We start from the raw sequence: 21,860 nt of genomic DNA on the forward strand, positions 1-21,860 counted from the left end.
TGTCCAATTCATCATTTACTTGCTTCGTATTCCCTCGGGTATAACTAAAATCCTATGCTTTTTGCTTAAATAATGGACTGTTCTGTTTCCTTTTTTCAGGATTCAAAGTTAATTTATGCGACTCTAAATCTCACATCTTTATGTCCCTGTCTAATGACGTAATTCTATTAAAGTTTGTTTCATAAAAACACACAATGTGTTCTCGTAATTTGAGTAATTAACCATTCGCTATTAAACTTAAATCCCCAATTCAATCTTATCATCAGACAAAACATTGTTTAGGTATTAAATAATCTTCTGGAAAACATCCGGTAAACTTATTGAAAGTAGTTATGAATTCATTATAATTTGAAAAACCCACCTTTAAATATAGTTTCTCTAGGTTAGATATATCTAAATCTCCGTTATCTATTAATTGTTTAGCATCGTTAATCATGCAGCTTTCCTTATATTCTTTAAAATTCAAGACAGCACGATATTTAAAAATAAAGTGTAAATGGCTAACCGGAATTTCAATAACATCAGCCAAGTCCTGAAACGAAAATTTTTTGTCTCTAAATGGATGGTTTTTATTAATGAATTTTTCTAAATCTAGAATATAAGGCAAAACAATGTTTTTGGATTCAAATTGCCAAAAAACACTCTGTAAATCGGCACATACTTTCTCATCATAAATCCATGCAGAATCATTGATGTTAAGATTGTCATAGTTAGTTATAGTACGTTTCTTTAGCTGAGGGCAACCATACAGAATCTCAGGTGTAATCAATACCCTTCCATAAATAAGCAACCATGGGAAAACGGTCACCCACGAGAATTTATAGCCCTGGAGAGGAGCGTGGGATATTTTTTCGATATAAATTGAATATATAATTCTCAAAAACATTAAACATGCGATAACAAAGGCAAAATAGGTCCAATCTTTTATCAATAGATAATGTCTGGGTTCAATGAAACTATTGATGTTTTGATTCCACAGATTTTTTTTTAGTAAGCTATAAGAAAGCACTATATATAAAATGAAAAACACAACAATTAAAACGACTTTTAAATCTTCAATAATCGAATGGTTTAGAATATTTAAGTATTCTTGAGATAAATTTAAGGCTAATATACTAGCGGGAAACGCGAAGTGGACCAAATTTTTAAGGTTAAAGCATTTGGAATCTTTTACCAAAGATTTAAAATATAGAAATAAACAAGGTGCTACCAATAAAAATATTGGACTGATAAACTTAAAGTTTAATAGCGGATTGTAATCTAACCCATACGTGATGCCAAATACTAGGTTTCGAATGGAGCCTATAACAAAGATACCCACCAAATACACATTAACCATCTTGTTGGAAGCTCTAGAGAACAACATTAGGAAAATGATGAATAAGCCAATTGCTCCAACCCAAATTAGGATCGAGGTTTCAATAGGTTGAGGCAAAGGGCTTAAATTCATTCCATACTATATTTGTACTAAAAATAGACAAAAAAACACAATGCAATCCTAAACTTCTATTTTAAAATCCTATTATTCGATGAACAGTAAAAAGATATTCGATAAAGATTAATTAAACATTGTTCGGCATCTTATGTCGTAAAAAGTTGATAGAGCTTTAATTTAAATACCCGGTTGCCCTGTTGAATAATGGGGGTGGTTTTTACAGTACCGAACATTACATCCATGAGGCAAGAATGTGTGGTGCAACAATTCAGGTACCATGTATTATCACCAGTCAATTTGAAAATATTATTGAGTGTGCAACCATATATTTGGGTTATGGTTATTTAATAAGCTTGGAATCCTTGACCATAATACGGTTTTTGACCGATAGAAACTTTAATGGGACATATGCCTCATCGGATGATTTTATAGACCGTGTAACCATTAGTATCGAACAGCTCACCATTTTAATACGGATCGACGCTTTTGGGTTTACAAGTAGGTCAAAAACTGAATTGTTATGGGAAGCTATTTTTAAACTGAACGTTAATAAGCAAGAAACAACTCAGGCTCGGTTATTTAAAACCAATCATCGTAAATTTCAATTACCCTCTTTAAGTACAACTAATGTAGAGGATGCTTACGACCAAATTGAATTATTGGGGTTTCCGTTATGTGGTTACTTTCAGTTGGTAGATAATGGCCTTAATGATGGCATCAAAGCAAATGACCTGAACAAATACAAGAATAAGAATGCACTGCTTAACGACGTGTTGGTAAACACAAGGTTTCATAAAACATCACACGGGAAGCGTATTCGGTTTTGCACTTTTGTAGATCAAGATGGACATTGTTTTGAAACGGTACACTTTACAAAAGTTGTGGATAAATATCCTATAAACGGTATGGGCGTGTATACCTGTTATGGTAAAGTAAAAGAAGAATTTGATTTTTGCAGCTTGGATATTATTTGGACAAACAAAATGTCTTTAACGCCTGATCCCCGAGGGTGAATGATTAGGTTAAACAAAATAAGGTAATAATAATTTGTTAATTTTGTACTATGTGTTTTCATACCAGTACAACCCATAAAACCAAAAAACTAGAAGCCCATTATAAGGTCAAGGTAAGTGATGATAAATTACGCCCTATATTCGATAAACCCAACTATCATCTCAATGGTTTTGCGCACCCCAATATGTTGGTCATCCCACAGGAAAAAGCCGATGTTTTAGCGCCCGGTGTTTGGGGTATTGTGCCAAACAATAAATCTTCCGATCAAATAAGGGATTATTACAAAGAAGCCGTAAAATACGGTGGCGGATTAAACGCACGATCCGAAAAAATATTCAATCATTTTATTTACAGTTCCTGTGTTATGGAACGGCGTTGTATTATCCCGGTTTCAGGTTTTTTTGAACCACACGACCATAACAAAAAGAAATACCCGTTTTATTTTCGACATGCAGAAAAAAAACCATTGGCATTGGCAGGCTTGTATTCTGTAATTGGTACTTACATTACATTCACTATTTTAACAAAAGAAGCTACTCCATTATTTGCTGAAATTCATAATAAAAAAAATAGGCAACCCGTAATTTTGGATGATACTTTAGTTGATAATTGGTTGTTACCTGAACTCACCCAAAACGACATTAAAGACATAGTAAACACAAACTATCCAGAGGAAGAACTAGAAACATATAGCGTTAGCAGGAGCTTGTTTAGCCCAAAAGAGGATAGCAATGTTGAAACAATTATAGAAAAACAAATTTATCCAGAATTGGGCCTTGAGTTTTAAACAATTTGTATCGGCACATAATCGTAATGGTTTTTACCATAAATAAAAAGTACAGAGTTTACCTTTTCTCCCCATAAATTTTAAACACCTAAAGTGCTGCCAAATATGGAAAACAGGCCCTCAAGCGGTTCAAACAAGTGGACTTTCTTTAGCTAAGGCCAAACCATGAAATCATAAAATCAATATTCCTTACACAACATTTTGAGTCTTACGATGTTAGATTTCAAAAGGTTGATTTGTAGTAAAATAATTATAATCCATTCATATTATAATTAAAATAATCTATTATATTAGCGGTTTTTATAAAAATAAACTACTTTTTATTATGTAAATTATTTACATTAAACCATATAAAATTTTTACAAATGACAAAAAAACTACTTATGGCTGTGTTTTTATCATACAGCACCTTTTCTTTTTCACAATTAACGGCTGGGTCTGAAAATGTTGTTTCAACAGCTCCAATTTATGTTGGCTATGGAATGAGCGTTGGAGATATTACGGGCACTGGTAAACTCGATATTGTAAGTGAAATATCAGACCCCAATTTCCGATACCTAGGAACGCTCCAAGATATTAAGGGTTTCCCCATTTATACAGCGCAAACCCATATGACTCAAGCTACAGGTAATTTTTACGGATCGGTTTTAGGAGATTTAGATGGAGACGGGGATTTGGACATGGTAACAGCTGGTCCAAATGGTTCACTTACAAGTCCTAATAATGTGTATTATTGGTCTTCATCCAACTCAAGATATGAATATGTTGGATCTGCATATGAATTAGATAACAAAGTCTTTTATGGCGTAGCAGCTACGATAGGCGACTTCACCAACGACGGAAAACCTGACGTAGTATGGTTTGGTACTGGTTCTAAAATATATCTTGCCGTCAATACAACTGCAGTAGCCGACAATATTACCTTTAGCGGTATTACCCAATTACCTAATGCTACATCTAATGTTTCAGCGATTTCTAACAATAGAATTGCTACCGGTGATTTTAACGCCGATGGCAATTTAGACATTCTTGTTTCGGATAATGGAAGCTACGGTGGTAATGCAGGTGGATATTACCAACTCCTTTATGGTAATGGCGATGGGACTTTTACAGAGTATATTGAGCCATCGAGTAATGATAATTTCATTACAATAAACATAGCCGTGGATGATTTTAATAATGATGGTAAGTTAGACTTTATTATGCTAAGAGCTAAAAATAGTCCGAAGGCATCCGAAGTTATTATGTATCATAGAAATGTTACCAATACGGGGTTTGATAAGACAACACTACATACGTCAACGTATTATTCTAAAGAATTGGTTTTTGATGATATTGATACCGATGGTTTCAAAGATATTTTACTTTTAGACAATGGTTCAAAGAATATCAATATCATGTTGAATCAAGGCGATGATGTAACTTTTAGCAGCTCACCAGATCTTAGTTTTAATGTTCCGGGTATCCAGCTATTTAGATTAATTGACATGACAAATAACGGGAAAAAAGAAGTCCTAACCATTCACTATCCCGGTAAAGTGGCCTATTATGAGATTTCAGACAGTTCATTGTCAGTCAACTCTAAAGAAGATTATAACCTAAGCCTTTTTCCTAACCCAACCTCTGGTAAAATAACCCTTAATGCTAAAAATGCGTCAGAAGTTAACAAGATAGAGGTGTTAACCATTGACGGAAAATTAGTAAAGGTGATTGATGCACTTAGCAATACCAAGTCCATCACCTTCGATATCGATGGTGAATCAGGGCTGTATTTAATACAGGTATCCACCACAAATGGTAAACAGAGCACCTTTAAAGTGGTTAAAAATTAACCCTTTATAAACCCGGCTTATTTAAAAACACAAATACCTCAATGATTAAGTTATCATCTTAGTCATTGAGGTAATTTTTTGTATAGCAGTAAATCTAGATGCCTAATGGAACTATTGCGACACGATTAAACGGTTAAAAGCACTTTAGAGGGTTGGTTATGACTCTACATTTAAATTGGTTTAAGGCCTAATTCCTTTAAATAGGAATTATGTTCTTCTCTACTTGCTTTTATTCTTTTTTCAACATCTACTATTTTAGTGTTTACCTCTTTTAAGTTGATTATTGGTTCTGGCTTTGCTGTACTAACGTATCTTGAAATATTAAGATTAAAATCGTTTTTCTCTATTTCTTCCATTGATACGCTACGAGCATATCTTTCTTCTATTTCTGGTCTGTTTTGGTAAGTATCAACAATTCTCTTTATATCTTTTTTACGCAAAACGTTTTGACGTTTTTCTTTTGCAAAATTCTCATCACCACTTGCATTAATAAATAACACATCATCTTCTTTTTTACATTTCTTCAACACTAAAATACATACTGGAATACCTGTTGAAAAGAATAAATTTGAAGGCAAACCAATTACTGTGTCGATATTACCATCTTTCAGTAATTTTGTGCGAATACGTTGTTCTGCACCACCTCTAAATAACACACCGTGTGGTAATATAATTGCCATCGTACCTTCATCGCTTAAAAAGTGAAAACCGTGTAATAAGAATGCAAAATCTGCTGCCGATTTAGGTGCTAAACCATAGTTTTTAAATCTAAAATCTTCTGCTGTAGTTTCACTTGGATTCCAACGTAAACTAAATGGTGGATTTGCTACAATAGCATCAAACTCTACTTTTTTAGCAGGGTTCATTTCATTTAAAATATCCCAATCATTTTTTAAGGTATCACCGTGAAATATTTCAAACTCCGAATCCTTAACACCGTGCAACAACATATTCATTCTTGCTAGGTTATAAGTGGTTATATTTTTTTCTTGACCATATATTCTACTGATAGTACCACCACCTTCTTGCTTTTCTATTTTATTCTTTACATTTAATAGTAATGACCCCGAACCACAAGCAAAATCTAATACTTTATTGATTTTTTTCTTTTTACCCGCTTTAGGGTTTTGACTGTCTAAACTAACTATTTCTGAAAGTACGGTAGATAACTCTTGCGGGGTATAAAACTCACCAGCTTTTTTACCTGAACCTGCTGCAAACTGACCTATTAAATACTCGTAAGCATTACCTAAACTATCGGTATCGGTATCGAAACCTTCAATGCCTTCCGCAATTTTTTGGATAATGGTACATAGTTTTTTATTACGTGCCTCATAGTTTTTACCTAACTTTTCGGAATCTAAATTGATTTCTGAAAACAACCCTTTAAAGGAATTATCAAACGATTCGTTTTCTATGTATTTAAACCCTTTTTGTAAGGTTAATAGTAGTTCGCTATTCTGTGTTCTTGCTAATTCTGCAATGCTATTCCATAAATATGCTGGCTCAATAACGTAGTGTACTTTTCTACGCATTTGCTTTTCAAAATCTGCAATAAACTCTGGATTGTCTTGATACCAAACCGATAACGGTGTACGACTATCTTCTTCATCTAATTTTGGATAATCTGAACCTAATTCTTTTTTAACTGATGTTTCGTAGTTGTCTGATAAATAGCGTAAAAATAGAAATGACAACATATAATCACGGAAATCATCCGCATTCATTGCTCCTCTTAAACTATCTGCTATATCCCAAAGTGTTTGACCTAATTTGTCCTGTTTTTGTTTTGCTGTCATTTTATGCGTGTAAAACGAATTTATATTTTTTCTGTATTGCTTCAAATATTTCTATTATCAGCTTTTTATTATCTGGTACTGGCTCTCTGAGTTCATATCTAAATACTGATTTATGAGCCATAATATTGACTATTTGAGCTTGCTTTTCTGCATCTGAAAAACCTATTTCCTTTAAAACGTGAGAAAAATTCCTAACACCTAGAAAAGAACTAATATTTTCCAATATTTGCCTTAACAAAGCAAAATGATACACATATATTTCGTCTTTATCTTTAGCTTCTTTTATTACCCTTAATAATTCTAAATGATATAAAAAGACTTCCTTTCTTGGGCCAACTAATTGAATTGTACCGTTATTGTTTCTTAACTTGTAAATATCTACTTGCTCCTGATAACGTGATGCTTTTTCTCCTCTCGTTAACCAATCTGCCAACACAGAAAAGAAACCAATATGATGGGTTGTAATTATTATTTTTCTCTTTTTGAAATGCTTATCTATTAAATCTACAAGAGAAGATATTGTAACAAAAATGTTATGGTCGTCTAGACTAGAAACAGGATCGTCAATAAAAAAATGTGTCGATTGATTATCTTCTCCAGTCCATCCATCAACTTCAAACAAAGCTAAAAAGAAACACCAAACGAATATTTGCTCTTCTCCTCTTGAAATTTTAATAGGTTTTTCCTCTTCCTCTTTCTTATCTTCTTTTTTTTGCACTTCACCCCCAGGTTCTTCTAAAGGTTCTTTATCTTCTTTTTTATTATAAAACCTAATGTACTTAATACCATCATTTAATTCATCGAAGTACTCAAACCTATAATCAAATTTAGGCTGATATGATGCTAACTTATCTTGTAGGTTAATTTCATCTAGTAAAGGGTGGAATTGATTTAAACTGCTTTTGGCAAGTTTGAGTTTTATATCTGCACCATTATTTTCTTCATCATTATCCCAATTAAATAAATCTTCACTATAAGCATTGTAATACACACCAGAATGACTGCCACCATTATTAGTTTTAGTAACATCTTTATACGCAACAGATAGCCTAGTTTTACCAGTTCCATTAAATGCGTAAATAAGGTTTATATTTTTTTCTAGACCAACTAACTGATTTGCAATATCGCTTATGTTCTTTTCAAACTTTTTACTCATACCACAACATCATTAATATTAGGAAACAATTGTTGCAACAAGCCTATTTTATGAGTTTGAAGCCTATCAATTTTTAGAGTTTGGGCTTCTATTAAATTATCTACAGACGATAAACATTTACCTATTTTCTGTTGCTCTTTAATTGTAGAAGGAATAGGTACTTTTAATTTTTCAACCGTAGAATGAGAAAGATGTTTTACAGTGGTACTAGGTGTGTTATGTTCGATTATTTTCAAATGAATTGATAAGAAATGAAAAATAAAATCATTAGTATCGTTGTTAGTTCTAATTCTACCAACTCGCTGATTAAGAAGCGCCAAACCCTTATTCCATTTTACTGGCGAAAAATCACCATCCATACCAACAAGAATATCACCATCATTAACTAGATAATCATCATTGTATGAGCCTTCAAAATAAACTATCCTATCATCTGCTTTTAAATCTCTATTTTTTATTAAACGAATACCTTTATTTTCTTTATTGAACCCAGAGGACTTAAATGGAAAACCAGTTTGAAACTCTAAGAATGTCTTTAGTTCTTTCTCCTCCCAATCCCCTTCATTTTTAAACTCTGGAAAACGATATTTAGGTTGTGTTTCGCCTTCTTGTGGAAATAACTGTTGTAACAAACCTTTTTTATGGTCTTGTAATAGCTCTAACTTTTCGGTTTCTGCACTAATAACTTCATCTAAAGAGGATAAACAATTGGCTATTTTTTGTTGTTCTTTTAGACTAATGGGAATAGGTACTTTTATTTCTTTTATAATACCTAAATTTAAACCACCTCTTCCTTCTCCACCTGTTGACAACTCTCTTAATTCTTTATATCTATTATCCAAATTATGGTACAAGAACGTACTATCAAAAACCTTTTTATTTGGAAAGATTGAAGCAATTGATTGGTTAGTACAGAGTTCAACTTTATTAATTGCTACAGTTCCTCTTGTTTTTCCTTGACCTGCTAATCCAATTAAAACACAATCAACAGGTATTAATTTTGTACTGGAATTATCTAATCCTTCTTTAGTTATTCTTCCATCAACTTCGTAAATTACTTTTAAATTTAATTCCCCAGAGTTCATCCATCTAATATTCCCACCCCAATACTTATCTTCTTTAGTGCTAGGGGTTCCTCCGGCTGTAACTTTATTTGATAATTTATCTATAGATTTTCCTTCCCATTCCCCATCCTTTTCAAACTCAGGAAAACGTAACTCAGGTACTATTTGTTTTTCTTTATTCATAAGCATTTAACCCTGCTATTTCACGCCCTTGGGCTAGTTTGTTTAATAATGGCACTAAGTCTTCCATAAGTGCTAATTCTTTAATTCTGCGGTCTTTCCACCCTAATTCTAAAGGTGCTAATAAGTCGGTTAACTTTTCGCCATCAAACAGCATACGGTTCATAATTTCGGCAATAAAGCCTTTTAGGCTATCGGTTGTAATACCGTGCTTTTCAGAAATGGCTCGTAGTTCTTTTTCTGCTTTTTCGTCTTTATATTTTTGATACCCTTGTCTTATGTCTTTTTCTGTTAAACCGTTCCCTACTTCAAGCGTGTTAATGTATTCTATAATATCATCACGTTCTTCAATTAAATTGGCACTAGAGCTTAGTAGATTAATTAGCTGCTGGCGTGTCATTTTTTGTTTAGATGGTTTGTCTTGCGTGTATTTGGCAATTAAACCAATGATATAATCGTAATCAATCACCGCAGAAGAAAACAGCACGAACTCAAAATCTAATTGCTCAACTTCTGGTGGTACATTATCACCGCCTTTGTCTTGTTGTGCTTTTAAGCGTTTAGCCTTATCTAAATATACCGATTTAAAGGAACGTAAATCGTCAATAGGTAATAATGCCTCTATAGCTTCTGTTTGTTGTTCTTCAAGGTCTGTATATTGGTCTAATTGCGTTTTTAAACGTTGCACTTCTTTAAAGGTGTTGATAAATTCTGCTCGTGCTTCGTCACCACGTAAATTACTAACTTCTGAAGGTGAACAGTCTAAACCTTTAGATTGCATAAACTCGTTTAAGTTCTGTACTGCCCTTTCGTATTTTTCAATCACCTTTGGTGCTGCATCTACCAACCAGATTTCTTTAGGGTTATCTACTTTTTCACCAGAGAATAATACCATTGCTTTATCCACACTTTCTTCTTGATGCCTAAAGTCCAAAATATTACCGTAAGGTTTGGTATCGTTAATTACCCTGTTTGTACGTGAAAACGCTTGTATTAAACCGTGGTATTTTAAGTTTTTATCTACATACAAGGTATTTAGGTATTTAGAATCGAAACCTGTTAAGAGCATATCTACCACAATCATAACATCAATTTTGTTTTGATGCGGATAGTCTTTGTTAGAATACTTTTGGTCTTTTATGCGTTGTTGCACGTCTTGATAATATAAATCGAACTCTGTTATAGTATGATTTGTACCGTATTGAGTATTGTAATCTTTAATGATTTCAGTTAAGGCTTCTTTCTTTTTATTCGGTTCTACCTCATTATCTTTCTTTTCTTGCTCTAAATCTTCTTGCAGCTGTTTAATATCCTTATTGCCCTCGGCAGGTGGTGAGAATACGCAAGCAATATTTAAAGGTTTGTAGTCTTCGTTTTCAGCAATTAATTGAGCCTGTAATTCTTTAAAAATAGCATAATATTGAATTGCATCGTTAATTGAAGCTGTAGCTAAAACACTATTGAATCTTCTATCGTTTGTAGCCTTATCGTGTTTATTGACTACTGCATTAGCTACTGCTAATTTATGTATATCGCTACCAATATTTACAACGCCATCAGGTTTAAAATAATCGATATGAAAACGTAATACGTTTTTATCTTCTATAGCGTGCGTAATGGTGTAAGAATGTAATTCTTGTTGAAAAACATCTGTAGTTGTTTTATAAGATGCTTCGTTACCTTCAATAGTTTTATAAGTAGCGTTATCTTCAAAAATTGGTGTTCCTGTAAAGCCAAATAATTGTGCTTTTGGAAAGAACTCTTTTATTGCATCGTGATTGTCGCCAAATTGTGAGCGGTGACACTCATCGAAAATAAACACTACTCTTTTATCTTTTAAGGGTGCTAACCTATCGTAATAGGTTTCTTTGTTTTCTTCTCTTTGCTGTACGTTACGCTTACTATTTTGATTGAGTGCTAAACCTAGTTTTTGAATAGTAGTTACAATTACTTTATCGGCATAATCGGTTGATAACATACGACGTACCAATGTTTCGGTATTCGTGTTTTCTTCAACACTACCTTCTTGAAATTTATTGAACTCTTCTCGTGTCTGTCTGTCTAAATCTTTTCTATCAACTACAAATAGACATTTTTCAATATTAGGATTTTCCTTTAATAGTGTAGAAGCTTTAAAGGATGTTAATGTTTTACCACTACCCGTAGTATGCCATATATAGCCATTCCCTCTATTTTGATCTATACAATCTACTATTGCTTTAACCGCATAAATTTGGTAAGGACGCATTACTAGCATTTTTTGTTCACTAGCAACTAATACCATATAACGGCTTATCATTTGACCAAGGGTACACTTTGATAAAAACTTATCTGTAAAATCGTCTAAATGACTTATTTTTTTATTGTCTTCGCTCGCTAATTCATAAACAGGCAAAAATTGTTCATCTGCATTAAAAGCAAAATGTTGATTGTTATTATTAGCAAAATAAAACGTTCTTGTTTTGTTGCTCACAATAAACAATTGCATAAAACACATTAATGAGTTGGTATAACCATTACCAGGATCGGTTTTATACTCAACGATTTGTTGCATTGCTCGATTAGGACTAATCTGCAAGGTTTTCAATTCTATTTGAACAACAGGAACACCATTGATTAATAAAATAACATCGTAACGATGATTGCTGTTATCTGTGTTTATTTTGAGTTGATTAATAACTTCAAAGTCATTTTTGCACCAATCTTTAATATTTACAAGCGTATAGTGTAACGGTGTACCATCTTCCCTTGAAAATGTATTGGTATTCCTTAAATAGTTTGAAGCCTTGAAAACATCAGGGTTTACTATTTCTTCTCTAAGTTTTTTAAACTCGGAATCTGTTAAATTTACCCTATTTAACTTTTCAAACTTTTCTCTGAAGTTTTGTTCTAGAGCCTCCTTCGTCCTTATGTCTTTGCGGTAAGTATATTTTAAATCGGATAATCTTTCGATTAATCCGTCTTCTATTTGCTGCTCTTTGGTCATTAAATTTATGGTATCAATCCTTATTATTACATCATTTGGAATAATACAAACCAAGTTTAAATCTTGGGTGCACTTTTTTTAATGGCAGGTATTTTTGTTTGCTTTCTTGTTGTTTACCGAAATTGCTTTCATGCCAAATTTACCACAATAAAAGCTAAAACGCCTCCTAAAGGTCTAAATTACTATTAATTTTAATATTTAAAAGGTGATAAGTGGCTAATTATCCTCGTCAATCTCAAAATCGAACAATTCTTTAGGGTGGATATCTAAGCCTTTGGCTAATTCTAGGATAGTGGATAGGGAAATGTTTATTTTACCTTTTTCGATTTTATTTAAATTGCTATAATCTATATCACAGCGCTGTGCAAGTTTTCTGAAGCTAAGGTTTTTAGATACCCTGATCCGGTTTAGGTTATTACCAAACAGCAGTTTAAAATCATCCTTTCCTAAATCGGTGCACATTATATTGATTTTACAGCAATTTCTATAGATTCATAAAAAAATTTGTTGGTTTTTGTGCCAACACTTAAAATAATTTTATATATTGGTCTCAGAATTAATACATTTGCGATTCTTCAAATAAAATATTGAAGCATTCGCTTAGAATCTCGCCATTGAAAACTGGTAATTTTTGCAACGAGATGATAAGTAAGATGCTCACGTCTTAGGGCGTGGGCTCACTTATTGTTGCTCGGTATACCAGTACCTCAATGGCAATAAGCTGAGTTCCGCGCCTTTTTGCATCCTACATTTAGGTTAAAACTCAACGGTTCTTAGCATTGTTTTTATGTTTTTTAGAATTGCAGGGTTTTAACTTAAATGAGCATGCCACATACCCTTGCCTGTAAACCAAAAATAGTAGCACCTTTACAACCTAAAGCGGTTCATGGGGTTACGGTGTTTGATATTCTCTTTAAGAAAAAACCTAAAAACCCGATATAGCTTTTTGTTATGGGATTTCACGTTACACCTTTTTTGTCGGTTCTCACTTTCCTTTTTTTATCCCATAACCACACGATGATACTTTTTTAATGGCATCCGACCCTAGGATATTTTAATAGCTAAGTACCCGTGCTTTCAAAAGCCCTTTGTTTTTTACGTGATTGAATTAGTCATTTCCTAAACTAAAAATTCACTAATAAAAACACAGCAAAGGGCTGCTGGAAGCCATCTAAAAAAAGTTCAACCTATAAAGCCAAAATTGCCTATGGATAAACACTAAAAAAACATAAAAGCCTCCTAAAATAACTTTTGCGGGTTCAAAGGAGGCTTATAACACTAATTAAACAAACTAATGTTCAACTTAATTCAAAATTATGAAAAATAATTATATAAGTAAGTATGGTTTCCTGCTATGCTTTACTTTATGCTTAGTACTTGCCCCCTTAAATCACCATGCCTTTGCGCCAGACCCTGTGTTGCGCCCCTTAAAAGCCCCATTAATAGCCGCACAATTTGAGGTTCGCGGAACCATTACAGATGCTCAAGGAGTACCGTTGTCTGGAGTTCATGTTAAAGTTAAAGACAGCAACCATGGTGTGGTCTCAGATTTTGATGGCTCTTATCTTGTTAGCGCAAGCCCAAACAACACCTTGGTGTTTTCGGCACTTGGTTTTATAGCGCAAACCATTTTTATTAATAACCAAACCCAAATCGACATCCAGTTACAAGAAGATGTTACGTCATTGGCAACGGTTACCATTAATGCAGGGTATTACAGGGTAAAAGACAAAGAGCGTACGGGAAACATAGCCAAGATAAAGGCAAGAACCATTGAAAAGCAACCCGTTAACAATCCATTAGGGACCATGCAAGGACACCTATCGGGAGTCAATATCGTACAAACTACAGGGGTTCCCGGAGGCGGTTACCACGTAGAAATTCGTGGTAAAAACTTTATTAATGGCCCAACCGATCCGCTTTATGTAGTGGATGGTGTGCCCTATGGCTCACAAAGTTTGGAATCCAATTTGGTGTCGTCCAGTATCAATCAAGGCAATGTAAGTCCTTTAAACGCCATCAACCCAACCAACATAGAAAGCATCGAAGTACTAAAGGATGCCGATGCCACGGCCATTTATGGCGCCCGAGGCGCCAACGGTGTCGTACTCATTACCACCAAAAAGGGAGGTGTTGGGAAAACACAATTTAAAGCCCATATTAACAGCTCATTAGGCAAGGTTACCCGCTTTGTAGAATTAATGAACACGCAACAGTACTTGGAAGTGCGTCGTGAGGGTATTGTTAATGATGGTTTAGGCGCTTTTTTAGAAAATCCCGCTCTCGATTTTGTTTGGCCCGAGCTTAAAACTTGGGATCAAAACCGGTATACCGATTGGCAAAAAGAATTGATAGGCGGTACAGCCTATAGGAACAATGTCCAACTTTCTGTTTCTGGGGGTAGCGAGCAAACACAATTTTTAGTAAGTGGAGGGCATCAAAACGAAACGACGGTATTTCCGGGGAATTCGAATTATAGTAAAACGTCCGGCCATAGCCATATAAATCATCAATCTGAAGACAATCGTTTTAAGATTCATACCTCAACAAGTTATACCTCAGAAAATAATCAATTGCCTTTGGCAGATTTTACATCTTTAGCAAATACGCTCGAACCCAATGCGCCTGCTTTATATGATGATGCTGGCAACCTGAATTGGGAAAACAATACTTGGGACAACCCTTTGGCCTCATTAAAACGGAAATACAACGTAAAGAGCCATACGTTGTTAGCCAACACCGTACTTTCCTATAAACTGCCCTTTAATTTAGAGGTAAAAACGAATCTGGGTTTCAATGATTACAGGTTACAATCATATATTACCTTTCCCAGTTCTGCATTTAACCCAAGTAAGGGTTTTGATTCAGGCATTTCATCGCTCACCACCAATAATGCACATCGACAGTCTTGGATAATAGAGCCGCAAGTACATTGGCAAAAGGATTGGGGCTCTACCAAAGTGCGTGTTTTAATGGGCGGCACATGGCAAAAGGAAGCCTCAAACATGTTGGTACAAAGAGGCACTGGTTTTTCCAGCAATAATTTGATAATGAACCTTGCCGCGGCCAAGACCCTTGAAGCGCTTCAAGACCTCGATTACCGATATAATTATCAGGCATTTTTCGGAAGGATCAACTTTAATCACAAAAGCAGGTATATCCTTAACCTGACCGGGCGTCACGATGGCTCTTCGCGTTTTGGCCCAGGGAAACAGTTCGGTCAATTTGGAGCCGTGGGTGCGGCTTGGGTGTTTTCAAACGAAAGCATGCTTAAGAACAATACGGTACTCAGTTTTGGCAAAATCCGGGGCAGCTATGGTGTAACCGGAAGCGATAATATTGGTGACTATAAGTTTTTAAGCACTTATAACACGACCGGTTTCCTTTATAACGGTGTTTCCGTATTGGAGCCCACGGGTCTTTTTAACCCCAATTTTAGATGGGAAGAAAACAAAAAACTGGAAGCGGCTCTGGAACTGGGATTTTTTAAGGATAGAATACTTCTAAACACGGTCTGGTACCAAAACCGTTCTTCCAACCAGCTTATCGGCATTCCATTACCAAGCACTACGGGTTTTGAGAGTTTAACGGGAAACTTTGATGCCACGGTAGAGAACACGGGTCTTGAAATTGATGTGCGAACCCTTAATTTAAAAAACAAGCACTTGCAATGGTCCACAACGTTGAACATAACCGTTCCCAAGAACAAATTGATAGAATTTCCGGGATTGGAAAGCTCTGCGTTTGCCAATAGATATAGAATAGGAAAGCCCTTAACGGAAGTCCCTTTATATCATGCCCTAGGGGTAGATCCGGATTCCGGACTGTACCAATTTGAAGATTATAACGATGATGGAAGTATCACTAGATTGGATGACAGGTTATGGTTTGAAGATTTGGCACCGAAATTTTATGGCGGGATGGGAAATACGCTAACATACAAGCAATTGTCCTTGGATCTCTTTTTTCAATTTAAAAAGCAAAAGGGCTATAATAGCTTACTTAGTGGCGCTACAGCAGGTTTTAAAGGAAACGGTCCCGTTCAATTCCATGATCGATGGCAAAACCCAGGGGATGTCAGTCCAATACAACGTGCCACCTTTGGGCGCTTTCCTGGAGCAGACGAAGCTGGTCAGAACCAGAGTAACAGTAATGCTGCCATATCCGATGCCTCTTATATACGCCTTAGAACCCTGACGTTAAGCTATAAGGTGCCGAATATAAACGATGGTATAGACCTAAGTATATATCTGCAAGGCCAAAACCTATGGACTGTTACTAGTTATGACGGGGCAGACCCCGAACAACCTTTTAATACCATTTTGCCTCCCTTAAAACAAATCACCCTCGGATTGGAACTGGGGTTTTAATTTAAAAACAACAAGATGAAACTTATAAAATACATAACCTGTAAAAAGGCATTAAGCTCTAATTTATTGATACCCCATTTGATCACCGTAAAATTTTTGGTGGTTTGTGGTTTAGTTTTTAACACGGTTTCCTGTGACTCCTTTGTGGACATCGATGCCCCCGATAATGTATTGATAACCGAAACCGTATTTGAAGATGCGGCAACGGTTAAATCGGCATTGGCCAATATCTATTATAAGATGCGGGAACAGGGACTGATCTCGGGAACTTTTGGGATGAGCATTGCCATAGGAACCTATTCCGATGAACTGGATTATTATGGATTCAACAGTAATTCCTTAAAACTGTATGACCACAACCTCACAGCATCCGATGGGACCGTATCCAATTGGTGGCGCCACGGGTATAACCTGATATATGCAGCCAATGATATTATAAAAGGCATAGAGGAATCCAATTTGTTGCAAGCTGACCAAAAAAATGAGTTTAAAGGACAAGCTCTTTTTATCCGTGCCTATTTACATAGCTTATTGGCCGGCTTGTTTGGCGATATCCCCTATATCACCACGACCAATTATTCTGAGAGCGGTTCGGTATCCCGAATGCCACTAAGTACGGTTTATGAATTCATTGTATCCGATTTGACCCAAGCCGTGGGGCTATTGGAGAACCATACATCTGGAGAACGGGTAATACCCGATCAATCGACAGCGAATGCCTTATTGGCAAGGGTCTATCTGTATACTGAAAATTGGTTAAAGGCTGAGGAAACAGCTAGCGCGTTAATTTCTGCCCATACTTTAGAACCCGACATAGACCAGGTGTTTCTAAAAAACTCCATGGAAACCCTTTGGCAATTTAAGCCCAAGGAATCCGGCATTATAAATACGCAAGAAGGGCAGGCTTTAATCATTACATTCCTACCAACCCGTGGCTATGCGCTTACCAACAACCTATTGGAAGCTTTCGAGCCCGGAGATTTACGACGCTCCCATTGGGTTGGGGAAATTACCAGTACTGATAGCTCAACGACCTTATATTATGCTCATAAATACAAAGAAACCATCAATACCTCCACATCATCCTTGGAGCATTCCATAATTTTTAGGTTGTCAGAACAGTATCTTATCCGTGCCGAGGCCAGGGCGCACTTGGGAAATATTTCCGGTGCCCTACAGGACTTAAATACCATAAGGCAAAGGGCAGGTCTGGGCAATAAAACAGTTACCACCCTGACCGATGTGCTAGATGCTATTATCAAAGAACGACAAGTTGAACTGTTTACCGAACACGGACAGCGTTGGTTCGATTTAAAACGGACAGGGCGAGCTTCAGAAATATTACAGCCTATAAAAACCAATTGGAGTGACAACCATGTGCTCTTGCCCATTCCCGATACGGACCTGTTGGCAAATCCCAATCTTAAACCACAAAACCCCGGGTATTAAAGTAGTGGCCATTAATTAAAAGCAATAAAACATAAAAAAATAATTATAACACATGAAACGTAAAAAGCATAAAATAAAACGTGCCATGACCAAAATGGGGTTCTTGCTCCTGGTCTGTATGGGCAGCATTTCCCAAAGCTGTTCACAGGAAAAAAGCGCAAAAACGGATTCGGTATTAAATGATAGTATCATCTTAAAAGCAAACGCAGAAAGCGATTGGAAGCACTTGGACTATATGAAAAATTTTTTCTGTATTCCAGAAGAATGTGATAGTCTTGAAAATTCAAGCTTTCTGGTGTATTTAAAATATAAAGATAAATTGTATACTAAGCGTTCTGAATTAGCAGAAGCTTTTTTAGATGCTTATCCGAACGATCCTCATTACGATAAAGCACTCAGTTTGTTTTTAAGTACGTATTTCAGGCCTATATTCATTAATGAAAAAATGACCAAAAGCCAAAATAAGCTACTGTCCAAACACCCTGCCAAAAGCCCAAAAAAAATCACCCATTGGGCATATCGTAGGCTACCAATTGATATACAGGCTAAAAAGCGTTGGCTGCAAAAAGGAAATGATTATGTTGCCCAAATTTTGGCTTCAAACACCTCCTTAGAGCGTAAGGCAAAAGTGGCGATTTGGTTGTTTAATCGGGATTACAACCAAGCTAGATACTTACATAAATATTTACCAAAAAATGATATGGAATCAGATTATTGGATGGCTTTTGAGTCGCAGTATTGGGAATTGTTTCGCATACGCTTAAATGGCCTTTTGGATGAGTATCCCGAATCAGAACGATTGGCAAGATATGTTAAGGCCGTACTAGATGACATCCATCGTTATGCACCTCCCTTATCCATGGCGTATTCGGAGGCTTTTTTAACAAAGTTAAAGGATGGTGGGGCTTTGGGCAAGGGTCACAAGTTACTATACAAAACCCTTAAAGCCAATTTAGATGCTTTAAATAATTTAGAGGGTGAGCCTGCGGAAGCACCGCTTGAGATGGAATTCACAGCCATGAGGGGTAAAAAGGTCAATCTTACGGATTTAAGAGGTAAGGTTGTACTGATAGATTTTTGGTCCACATACTGTCCACCATGTATAGCGGACATGCCCCATTTAAAAGCGTTATACGATAAATACAAGAATCAGGGATTTGAAATTATTGGTATAGCGGATAATGGTGATGGTTCAAAAGGACGCATATTAAAAATATTAAAACGAGCTGGTGCTGATTGGCCACAACGTTTGGATAAGGGTAAAGATGCCACGGTAAGTTTTCATTCGCTATATAACATTAAAGTTTTACCCACATTATGGTTATTGGACACTAATGGAAGCGTGGTGGAAAAAAATATAAAACGGGACGATTTAGAACCCTTGATTCGTAAATATCTGAACTTAAAAACCACAAAGAATCATTAATGCATCTTTGTGGCTTTGCTTTTGAGTTAGTCAAATAAGGTGTCCCTTCGGACACCTTATTCTTATATCCACCTATCCAATTAGAGCACTTTTTCAAGTTCATTATTGGGGGTGTTGTCAAGGTCATCGGTATCATATAACTGAAAACCTTGGTAAGTACATTTAATTGTAGATGCATCTTTCTCACAATCTGTAGAAATGGACTGCACCCCTGGAATTAAGGGGTCATCATAATACCCTGTTTGACTGGGGGTATTATCGATCGTGGCAAACGATAGGCTTACCGCCAATAAAATGGCCAATGCCGGTAAAACGAATTTTAAAAATTTAGATTTCATAATATTTGATGTTAAAAATTAATGGCCTACTCTTTTTGTACAGGTTTTCGACCTTCCCCTGAAACTACGTAGTATGGTTATGTCAGTGATATTCCTTTTGTTTGTTTAAAGATAGAATTCCAATGAGCGCAAGACTTATAAACATTAGGTTAAAAATGAGATGCTGTTTCCATCCAAGTGTATTTAAAATGCCACCGCAGGAACAGGGTATGGCATCACTAAAACCCAAAACCCAAGCGATATAAATACTAAACAGGCTCATTAGGGTTAGACTGGCATAAAAAGCCAATAATTGTGAACGTGGGTAAAGTAATAGAATGCCTATGATCAGTTCTATCACGGGAACTCCATAGGCGATCCAAAGTGAAAAGGGTGAAATCAGTGGATGCCGACTTAATTGCAGTTTAAAATGCTCAAAGTCGAGCAGCTTACTTATGGCCGCATAAAGAAACAATACCAAAAACAGTAAACTGGTAAATTTTGCTATAATTTGGTATATGTTTTTTGAAACCCGCATATCTTTTAGTTTGATATGGTAAAGTTCCGTAGTTAATATTTTATCTAAAGGATATATTTTTGACCATAAGGGATTTATTTAGAAAAAACCCATTTTTATAGTCTAGCTATCGGTGTTAATTGACTTTTTACGCAGATCGCTAGGCGTGTAACCATAACGTTTTTTAAACGTCCTGGAGAAGTGCGACAAGCTTTTGAAGCCGGTCAAATTTGCAATAGACTTAATCGAATGATCACTATATTGAATCAACATTTTTGATTTTCTCAAACGTTCTTGTAACAAAAAACGATACACCGTTGTGCCATACAATTGCTTAAAGCCATATTTTAACTTAAATTCATTGGTTCCCAATTGTAAGGCAAAGAACTTTAACGAAGGTAGTTCTTTATCCAGATTGTTCATAATGATATCACGACCTTCCCGTATTTTGCGGATATCGTTAAAACTCAAACGTAATTTTGGTTTTTCAGGCAACATTGTTGTAACGACTTGATTATCCTTTTGTTGATTGGAAAACCGAATGACCTGTTGTCTTAACTCATTCTCAATCATTTCCTGGCTATGGGCATGCTGGACAACGGTTATGAGCGTGCTCCCCCGGGTATTGTTATTGTTTTTAAGTGATGTTATATAGCAGGTTTTCGGTAGCACTAGATTTTGTTGGGTTTTAAAGGTCAGTCTTATGGCATGGTCACTCAATGCACTTTTATGTAGCCTTTCCCATAGGTTCTGCCAGGACACTTTCGAAGGGGCATCTAAAAAATCGGTAAATGACTTCTTAATGATGTCGCTGTGCCGAAATGATAATATGTTGCATGCCTGTTGATTTACCATTTGAATAACCCCATCATTTCCGAGAACAAAACTCATTTGTACAAGTTGTATAAAGGTGTCGTTGACATTAACATATCCTTGGTGCAGCATGGTTTCCTGAATTTCCTCTGCCAACATATTAAGTGAAATAGCGATGGCCTCCAAGATATCATTATTGGAAGTACGTTCAAGCCGGTAAAAGAAATTTCCGGAAGCCATCTCCAAGAGCATTCGGTTAATGTGCTTTATTCTATATTTTTTACGACGACCCACATGCGAGTTTTAAAGTTTATAAATCGGTGTGAGAGACATTTTTTTGTCGGAATATAGCCTTGACTTAATGGTGTAATCACACCATGTATTCCTTTAAATAAACCAGAGCGTCTTCTATATGTTCAAAGGATTGTGTCGGTATGGGTGGCTTGCTGGTCCGAATATAAAATTCGGATAACATTTTAGATACCGGGGGCTCTACGATCACGGCAACAGCCTTGACCAAGATGGAGCCTTCCACGGCGAGATAAGCTCTTGCCGCTTTGTTGATTTCTCTAATACCCCTTATATCACATAAAATCGGGAAGGCTCTACCCTCCTGTAAAAGTAGCCTGTCCTTAACAATTTGTACGGCCGCATTCAAATTGACGATAACCCCTTGATGGTAAACAATATGCAGTACACCATCGTGGAACCTGTA

At 35.8% G+C, this 21,860-nt stretch carries 15 protein-coding genes; 6 read left to right on the forward strand and 9 right to left on the reverse strand.

From position 1 onward, the window contains the following. Positions 1 to 262: 262 nt before the first annotated feature. Positions 263 to 1,450, reverse strand: coding sequence for a helix-turn-helix domain-containing protein (locus ACN5J7_RS08315; RefSeq protein ID WP_418603540.1), 1,188 nt, complete (start codon positions 1,448 to 1,450; stop codon positions 263 to 265). 236 nt (positions 1,451 to 1,686) lie between these two features. Here ACN5J7_RS08315 and ACN5J7_RS08320 point away from each other — a divergent pair, with 236 nt between their 5' ends. The 3 genes from ACN5J7_RS08320 (at position 1,687) to ACN5J7_RS08330 (ending at position 5,068) form a co-directional block, all read left to right on the forward strand. Next, positions 1,687 to 2,448, forward strand: a complete 762-nt coding sequence (locus tag ACN5J7_RS08320; RefSeq protein ID WP_418603782.1) for a hypothetical protein — start codon at positions 1,687 to 1,689, stop codon at positions 2,446 to 2,448. A 50-nt stretch (positions 2,449 to 2,498) separates the two neighbouring features. After that, a complete protein-coding gene (locus ACN5J7_RS08325) occupies positions 2,499 to 3,236 on the forward strand; it encodes an SOS response-associated peptidase (RefSeq protein ID WP_418603541.1) in 738 nt (245 codons plus the stop codon). Between the two features lie 365 nt (positions 3,237 to 3,601). Next, on the forward strand, positions 3,602 to 5,068 hold the full coding sequence (locus ACN5J7_RS08330) for a T9SS type A sorting domain-containing protein (protein WP_418603542.1): 1,467 nt from the start codon (positions 3,602 to 3,604) through the stop codon (positions 5,066 to 5,068). 170 nt (positions 5,069 to 5,238) lie between these two features. Here ACN5J7_RS08330 and ACN5J7_RS08335 read toward each other — a convergent pair whose 3' ends face one another. The 5 genes from ACN5J7_RS08335 to ACN5J7_RS08355 form a co-directional block, all read right to left on the reverse strand. After that, positions 5,239 to 6,867, reverse strand: a complete 1,629-nt coding sequence (locus ACN5J7_RS08335) for a type I restriction-modification system subunit M (protein WP_418603543.1) — start codon at positions 6,865 to 6,867, stop codon at positions 5,239 to 5,241. A 1-nt stretch (position 6,868) separates the two neighbouring features. Then, on the reverse strand, positions 6,869 to 8,023 hold the full coding sequence (locus ACN5J7_RS08340) for an AAA family ATPase (RefSeq protein WP_418603544.1): 1,155 nt from the start codon (positions 8,021 to 8,023) through the stop codon (positions 6,869 to 6,871). Continuing rightward, complete coding sequence (locus tag ACN5J7_RS08345) at positions 8,020 to 9,270, reverse strand: restriction endonuclease subunit S (RefSeq protein WP_418603545.1); 1,251 nt, start codon at positions 9,268 to 9,270, stop codon at positions 8,020 to 8,022. Before ACN5J7_RS08345 ends, ACN5J7_RS08340 begins: the two co-directional genes overlap by 4 nt. After that, the gene (locus ACN5J7_RS08350; RefSeq protein ID WP_418603546.1) at positions 9,263 to 12,307 is read right to left on the reverse strand and encodes a type I restriction endonuclease subunit R; all 3,045 of its coding nucleotides are present in this window, start codon (positions 12,305 to 12,307) and stop codon (positions 9,263 to 9,265) included. Before ACN5J7_RS08350 ends, ACN5J7_RS08345 begins: the two co-directional genes overlap by 8 nt. Before the next feature lie 162 nt (positions 12,308 to 12,469). Then, on the reverse strand, positions 12,470 to 12,715 hold the full coding sequence (locus tag ACN5J7_RS08355; protein ID WP_418603547.1) for a helix-turn-helix domain-containing protein: 246 nt from the start codon (positions 12,713 to 12,715) through the stop codon (positions 12,470 to 12,472). A gap of 854 nt (positions 12,716 to 13,569) precedes the next feature. On the opposite strand from ACN5J7_RS08355, the gene ACN5J7_RS08360 reads away from it, so the two are divergent. From ACN5J7_RS08360 to ACN5J7_RS08370, 3 genes are read left to right on the forward strand one after another with little or no spacing between them, the layout of a single operon-like run. Next, entirely contained in the window at positions 13,570 to 16,623 is a 3,054-nt protein-coding gene (locus ACN5J7_RS08360; protein ID WP_418603548.1) for a SusC/RagA family TonB-linked outer membrane protein, read from the forward strand. 15 nt (positions 16,624 to 16,638) lie between these two features. Beyond that, positions 16,639 to 18,072, forward strand: a complete 1,434-nt coding sequence (locus ACN5J7_RS08365) for a RagB/SusD family nutrient uptake outer membrane protein (RefSeq protein ID WP_418603549.1) — start codon at positions 16,639 to 16,641, stop codon at positions 18,070 to 18,072. Positions 18,073 to 18,124: 52 nt separating this feature from the next. After that, positions 18,125 to 19,498, forward strand: a complete 1,374-nt coding sequence (locus tag ACN5J7_RS08370) for a TlpA family protein disulfide reductase (protein WP_418603550.1) — start codon at positions 18,125 to 18,127, stop codon at positions 19,496 to 19,498. 80 nt (positions 19,499 to 19,578) lie between these two features. On the opposite strand, the gene ACN5J7_RS08375 is transcribed toward ACN5J7_RS08370, so the two are convergent. From ACN5J7_RS08375 to ACN5J7_RS08385, 3 genes are all read right to left on the reverse strand, one after another. Continuing rightward, positions 19,579 to 19,836: a DUF6520 family protein gene (locus tag ACN5J7_RS08375; RefSeq protein WP_418603551.1), complete on the reverse strand. Its 258-nt coding sequence runs from the start codon at positions 19,834 to 19,836 to the stop codon at positions 19,579 to 19,581. Positions 19,837 to 19,918: 82 nt separating this feature from the next. Beyond that, a complete protein-coding gene (locus ACN5J7_RS08380; RefSeq protein ID WP_418603552.1) occupies positions 19,919 to 20,353 on the reverse strand; it encodes a MauE/DoxX family redox-associated membrane protein in 435 nt (144 codons plus the stop codon). Between the two features lie 102 nt (positions 20,354 to 20,455). Continuing rightward, positions 20,456 to 21,439 (reverse strand): helix-turn-helix domain-containing protein, encoded by a 984-nt coding sequence (locus ACN5J7_RS08385; RefSeq protein ID WP_418603553.1) that lies wholly within the window; start codon positions 21,437 to 21,439, stop codon positions 20,456 to 20,458. Positions 21,440 to 21,860 lie beyond the last annotated feature (421 nt).

Source organism: Hwangdonia sp., from assembly GCF_048381975.1.
In the GTDB taxonomy this organism is placed as follows: Bacteria; Bacteroidota; Bacteroidia; order Flavobacteriales; family Flavobacteriaceae; genus Hwangdonia; species Hwangdonia seohaensis.